The organism is Bradyrhizobium sp. (genome assembly GCF_019244115.1).
Taxonomy (GTDB): Bacteria; Pseudomonadota; Alphaproteobacteria; order Rhizobiales; family Xanthobacteraceae; genus Bradyrhizobium.
Genome location: NZ_JAFATE010000763.1, coordinates 1 through 5480, shown reverse-complemented (window position 1 = coordinate 5480; position 5480 = coordinate 1). Strand labels below are relative to the sequence as shown.

Here is a 5480-nt window from a genome sequence, read left to right as displayed (position 1 = left end):
AAGGAATAGACTATGCGTCACGGCAAGGTTCATCGGAAGCTCAACCGCACCGCCGAACATCGCAAGGCGATGTTTGCCAACATGTGTGCGGCGTTGATCAAGCACGAGCAGATCGTCACCACGCTGCCCAAGGCCAAGGAGCTGCGCCCGATCGTGGAGAAGCTCGTCACCCTCGGCAAGAAGGGCGGGCTGGCGCTGCGCCGCCAGGCGGTCTCGGAAATGCGCGACGCCGACATGGTCAAGAAATTGTTCGACGTGCTGGCGCCGCGCTACAAGGATCGCCAGGGCGGCTATACCCGCATCATCAAGGCCGGCTTCCGCTACGGCGACAACGCGGCGATGGCGGTGATCGAGTTCGTCGACCGCGACGTCGATGCCAAGGGCAAGGACTCCGGTCCGGTCGCCGAGACCGAGGCGGAAGCGGCGTAAGTTTCCTCGCATTTGGTTGCAAAAGCGGCGCTCCGGCGCCGCTTTTTTATTGCCCGGTCGTTCGATTGCGAGCTCGCCGATTGCACACGATATCTCCGGCAGCTTATGACGGAGATGACGCATGAAAATCGATCTTTCGGGCAAGACCGCGCTGGTGACGGGCTCAACAGCCGGCATCGGCTTCGCCATCGCCAAGGGCCTTGCCGCCGCCGGCGCGGAGATCGTGATCAACGGACGCAGCCAGGCCAGGGTCGATGCGGCGATGGCGACGCTTGCAGGAGCAGCGTCCGTGACCGGCAGCAAGGTCCGTGGCGTCGCTGCCGATGTTGCGACCGCGGCCGGCTGTGATGTGCTGATCAAGGCACAGGGCGAGCTCGACATCCTGATCAACAATGCCGGGATTTTTGAGGCCAGGGACTTTTTTGCGATTCCTGACGAGGATTGGAGGCATTTTTTCGAGGCGAATGTGATGTCCGGCGTGCGGCTCTCACGCGCCTTTCTGCCGGGCATGCTGAGGCGCAACTGGGGCCGCATCGTCTTCATCTCCTCCGAGTCGGCGCTGAACATTCCGACCGAGATGATCCACTACGGCACCACGAAAACCGCGCAGCTTGCCATCTCGCGCGGGCTCGCCAAGCTGACCCGAGGCACCGGCGTCACGGTCAATTCGGTGCTGCCCGGCCCGACGATGTCCGAGGGCGCGGAAGGTTTTGTGAAAGACATGGCACGACAAAGCGGTCAGTCGGAGGAGCAGGCGGCAAAACACTTCATCGCGCGGCATCGTCCGAGCTCGCTGCTGCAGCGTTTTACCAGCGTGGACGAGATCGCCAGCATGGTGGTCTACGCCGCCTCGAAGCAAGCGTCCGCAACCAACGGCGCCGCGCTGCGCGCCGAAGGCGGCGTGGTCGATACCATTGCCTGAGCTCGCACCATGGCAGCCTATGTGATCTCCGAAGTCGAGGTGCGCGATACCGGCGCGATGGAGCTGTACCGGACGCTCGCCGCCCGATCGATCGCCCGCTATGGCGGCCGTTACCTGGTCCGCGGCGGCGCCGCCGAACTGGTCGAGGGCGGTCCCGCGCTGAAGACGATCGTCATCGTCGAGTTTGCCTCGATGGCCCGCGCGCGGGAATGGTACGCCTCACCGGAATACTCCAAGGCGCTGAAAGTCCGACAGACTGCGCTGGAGCGGCGGCTGCTCTTCGTCGAAGGCGTCGACCTGGCGGATCAACCAACCGGTTGATCATCGTTGTGTCGCTCACCGAAGGGTTGCGGAAAGGATCGGTGTCGGCACGTAGGCTTTTCCGGATTTTGCTTCAAAAGCGGCGCTGCGGCGCCGCTTTTCTGTTGCGCAATTGATTTCGCCGGAGCCATTCTGATGGAAAGGCTCGCGGCAGAAAGGAGTATCGCCGTAGGGGTCATTCGGAGAACGCGCATCGAGAGTCTTGAGAGGACGAAGACTGTCGCCGTCAGGCGAGCTGAATTGCGAAAGATCCGGCGGGCGTGATGGCCCGTTGCGAACGATACGAATAACAATAGACCAGGTCGCAAGCAGGATTCCCTCGAACCGATGCGTGGCTCGGTTGACCAATCATTTGAAGGCACTCCGCTGGTCGGTGGATTGGCCGTGAAGTGCCCGGCGTTGATTGTTCGTAGAGGGAGTTGTGATGCGCGTATTTGCAAGACTTGTTGTCCTCCTAGTGGTGTCCTGCGGCTTTGCATTCAATCACGCGGGCATCGCCCGACCGAAGCGGGTCCTCGCGGCGGCCACGCCGACAACGCAAAAAGACGAGGCGGAGATCAGGAATCGGGTCAATGCCTGGTCGATTGGTCTCGCCGGAGGCCTCCTCGAAGGCGCGCCGATCCATTTCGCGACCGAGATCGCGCGCGTCGTGAACGACGGCGGCAGCATGCATGTGCTCCCGATCGTGACCCGCGGTCCGACCGAGAACGTCAACGATCTCCTGTATCTGAGAGGGGTTGACGCGGCCATCATCAACTCAGACTCGCTCGAGGAATACAAGGCGCAGGTGCCGCAGATCGCGCAGCGCATCAGCTCCGTGCTCAGCCTGTTTCCGTCCGAGCTGCACATCTTCGTCCGTCCGGAGATCCACTCGCTCGGCGATCTCGCCGGCAAGAAGGTCAACTTCAATACCCAGGGCACCGCGGCGGCTTATTCCGGGCCGCTGATCTTCAGCCGCCTTGGCGTCGACGTCGACAAGATGTTCATCCCGCACCCGGTGGCGCTGGAGCAGCTGCGGCGCGGCGACATCGCCGCCGTGGTCTTTGTCACCTCAAAACCCGTCGACGCCTTCGTGAAGGGAAAATGGGACGAGGGATACAAGTTCCTGAGCGTCGATTTCGGCCCGAAATTCCAGGACTATTATATCGCCTCCTCTCTCGACGCGTCCGACTACCCCAATCTGATCCCCAAGGGGCAGCGGATCGCAACGATTGCGGTGCCGACCGTGCTCGCAGCGTTCAACTGGCGTCGCGGCTCACCGCGTTACCAGCGCGTCGCGCGCTTTGTCGACGAGCTGTTCACCCGCATCGACAAGCTGCAGACGCCCGGCTTCGATCCGAAATGGAAGGACGTCAATCCCGCCATTCATGTCCCGGGGCTGCAGCGTTTCCAGGCGGCGCAGGAATGGCTCGACCGCAACGCCAACGCGGCCGTCAAGGCGAGCGCACGGCCATGAGGCGGGCGCGGCTCATCATGGTCGCGCTGCTTGTTTCCGGGCGCGCCGTTTGCGCGCAGGCGGTCGATCCCGCCGGCAGGGGACTCGGCGTGTGCCTCCAGGCCGCGCGCGCGGCCGATGATGAGTGCGCCAAGCTGAGCGGCGATCCGGCGGCGCGCATAGAGTGCTTCCACAAGGCACGCGGCGCCGAGCTTGAATGTCTCGATCGCGCCATGTCCGATGGACCGCCGGCAGGACCGGGGCAGGAGACCCCGGCCGCAGCCGCGCCGGTGGCGCCGCCGGCGCAACCTTCGGCGGCGGCGTCGCCTGAGGTCGCACCGATCGCGGAGCCGCCGAAAGCGGAGGCGGCAGTGAGTCCGCCCGAGCCGCCGACAGCCAGCATTTCGGCCAGCGCGCCCGAGGCTAAGGATCAGCAGGGTAAGGATCAGCAGGGTAAGGATCAGGACACCACGCCGCCGGCTGATCCTGATCCGGTCCAGGTAACGGCGGTGTCTCCGCCGGCGGCTTCAGCCGCGGCATCGGCCGAGGTCGCCCAACCGCACGAGCCGGACACGGGGACCTTGCGGGAGTCGAGCTGGGTCGTGAGCGAGACGACGTCTCCGGTCGATTTCAGCCCGCTGATCACGGCCGCCATTCGCCCGGCGTCGCGTCTGCACGATGGACCGAGCAACCTTGCCGTCCGCTGCCGGCGCGGCCGCACTGAACTGTCGATCTGGAGCGAGGCCGGCTGGCATTCGGCACGGCGAGACGCCGTGCTGGTCGATCATCGGGTCAACAAGGAGCCGATCGTCAGGCAGATGTGGAGCCTGTCGGCGGATGCCAGGACCGCAACCTACAGGCAGGATGCGGTCGAGCTGCTCAGATCGCTGCCCGAGGGCGGGCTCCTGAGCATCAGCCTTGCCGACGGCGACAATCCAAGGCGCGAAGCGACGTTCCTGCTCACCGGCTGGACCGCGATCCGCCAAAAGATCGAAAAACTCTGCAACTGGCCGCCGGCTGGGCGCGTGACCTACGGGAAGCGATAGCGCATCGTAGGCCACCGCAAGGCGGCTACGGCCGCAGATAGCTCCAGCCTTTTTCCTGCAGCTCCATCAGGCGGACCACGCCCGAGGGCACCAGTACGGCTTCGGACATGACAGCCACCGGGTGTCCTTCCTTCTTCTCCATGTTCTCCCTGGTATTGTTGCAGGCGGAGAACTGGATGGTGCCCGGATATGCAAGCTCCTTGATGCGCTTGATGCGATCCTTCACCGGCGAGGTATCGACGCGCAGCATGTTAAGGCCGGGGCCGTAGGTGACGATATCGAGATCGACGCTCTCGCCCTTGGCTCGGTAATAGTCGATGACATTGGTCGCGTTGTTGAGCGCGAGATTCATGACGGCGGGATCGTCCTGGTCGACCTGGATCACCAGCCGATGCTTGGGCTCCTCGGCCTGGCTCTTGGCTAAAGGGGACAGCAGCAGAAAGGCAGCGACGGCCGTCAAACGCAATAAGACACGCATCTGAATACTCCTAAAACAACGATGCACCACTGCGCAGCAGAACAGACAAACTGGTCAAGTCAACGACGACGAAGGTCGATCTGTGCGCAACCTTGCCACACTCCGGTAGCGCTCGCCGTTTGCGGTAACTTTCGCTACAACCTGGTCACGCAAGCCTCTACTTCCGCGCTTGGGTGCCGCAGGATGAGCGTGCGATCGCGCGCTACTTGAGGACGATCTCCGGGCAGCTCGTGCCGTGCGCGACTGTTGGCTGTCGTTGCGAGCGAGCTGAGTAGGGTGGGCTAATATAAGGCGCGCCTGCGCCGTGCCCACCATCAAGATCGTCGTGTTGCCGGTGGGCTCGCTTCGCTTAGCCCACCCTACTGTTTCCTCGCCTGCCAGCCCTCCAACACGATCTTGCCGCGCGATTTGCCGCTTTCGAGCAGCGCATGTGCGCGCCTCAGATTGGCGGCGTTGATGATGCCAAAATTCTCGGCCAAGGTGGTGCGGAGCACGCCCTTGTCGATCAGGTCGGCGACATCGTTCAACAAATGATGCTGCGCGATCATGTCCGCGGTCTTGAACGACGAGCGCGTGAACATCAATTCCCAGTGGATCGAAATCGCCTTGCCCTTGAAGACGGCGACATTGAACTCGGGCGGATCATCGATCAGCCCGAACCTGCCTTGCGGCGCCATGAACTCGGCGATCGCCTTGTAGTGCTGGTCGGTGCAGGTGAGACTGGCGACGAGGCCGACCGGCGGCAGCCTGCGCGAACGACAGGCTTTTCGGCTTGTTGCCGTCGTTGGGCTCATCGACCAGATGAAATTCGGAATGGGGGCCCTGGCGCAGAATCGATCCGGCATAAAA

8 protein-coding genes are annotated in these 5480 nt (G+C 63.2%); 5 read left to right on the top strand and 3 right to left on the bottom strand.

Translation table 11 applies throughout. From position 1 onward, the window contains the following. The first annotated feature begins 12 nt into the window (after positions 1-12). The 3 genes from rplQ to JOZ76_RS32675 all read left to right on the top strand — a co-directional run bounded on the left by rplQ (position 13) and on the right by JOZ76_RS32675 (position 1672). A complete protein-coding gene (gene rplQ / locus JOZ76_RS32685) occupies positions 13-429 on the top strand; it encodes a 50S ribosomal protein L17 (RefSeq protein ID WP_291705515.1) in 417 nt (138 codons plus the stop codon). A gap of 121 nt (positions 430-550) precedes the next feature. Continuing rightward, entirely contained in the window at positions 551-1351 is an 801-nt protein-coding gene (locus JOZ76_RS32680) for an SDR family NAD(P)-dependent oxidoreductase (RefSeq protein ID WP_291705514.1), read from the top strand. A gap of 9 nt (positions 1352-1360) precedes the next feature. After that, positions 1361-1672, top strand: coding sequence for a DUF1330 domain-containing protein (locus tag JOZ76_RS32675; protein WP_291705513.1), 312 nt, complete (start codon positions 1361-1363; stop codon positions 1670-1672). Positions 1673-1687: 15 nt separating this feature from the next. On the opposite strand, the gene JOZ76_RS32670 is transcribed toward JOZ76_RS32675, so the two are convergent. Continuing rightward, entirely contained in the window at positions 1688-2020 is a 333-nt protein-coding gene (locus JOZ76_RS32670; RefSeq protein ID WP_291705512.1) for a hypothetical protein, read from the bottom strand. 76 nt (positions 2021-2096) lie between these two features. Here JOZ76_RS32670 and JOZ76_RS32665 point away from each other — a divergent pair, with 76 nt between their 5' ends. Next, a complete protein-coding gene (locus JOZ76_RS32665; protein ID WP_291705511.1) occupies positions 2097-3128 on the top strand; it encodes a TAXI family TRAP transporter solute-binding subunit in 1032 nt (343 codons plus the stop codon). Next, positions 3125-4153 carry a hypothetical protein gene (locus JOZ76_RS32660; RefSeq protein ID WP_291705510.1) on the top strand — a complete coding sequence of 343 codons (1029 nt, stop codon included), beginning with the start codon at positions 3125-3127 and terminating at the stop codon, positions 4151-4153. The genes JOZ76_RS32665 and JOZ76_RS32660 overlap by 4 nt, the downstream gene beginning before the upstream one ends. Before the next feature lie 25 nt (positions 4154-4178). Here JOZ76_RS32660 and JOZ76_RS32655 read toward each other — a convergent pair whose 3' ends face one another. Together JOZ76_RS32655 and JOZ76_RS32650 are read right to left on the bottom strand one after the other, a co-directional pair. After that, positions 4179-4631, bottom strand: a complete 453-nt coding sequence (locus JOZ76_RS32655) for a DsrE family protein (RefSeq protein WP_291705509.1) — start codon at positions 4629-4631, stop codon at positions 4179-4181. Positions 4632-4990: 359 nt separating this feature from the next. Then, positions 4991-5480: zinc-binding dehydrogenase (locus JOZ76_RS32650; RefSeq protein WP_441300143.1), on the bottom strand; the 490-nt coding region annotated here is incomplete at its 5' end.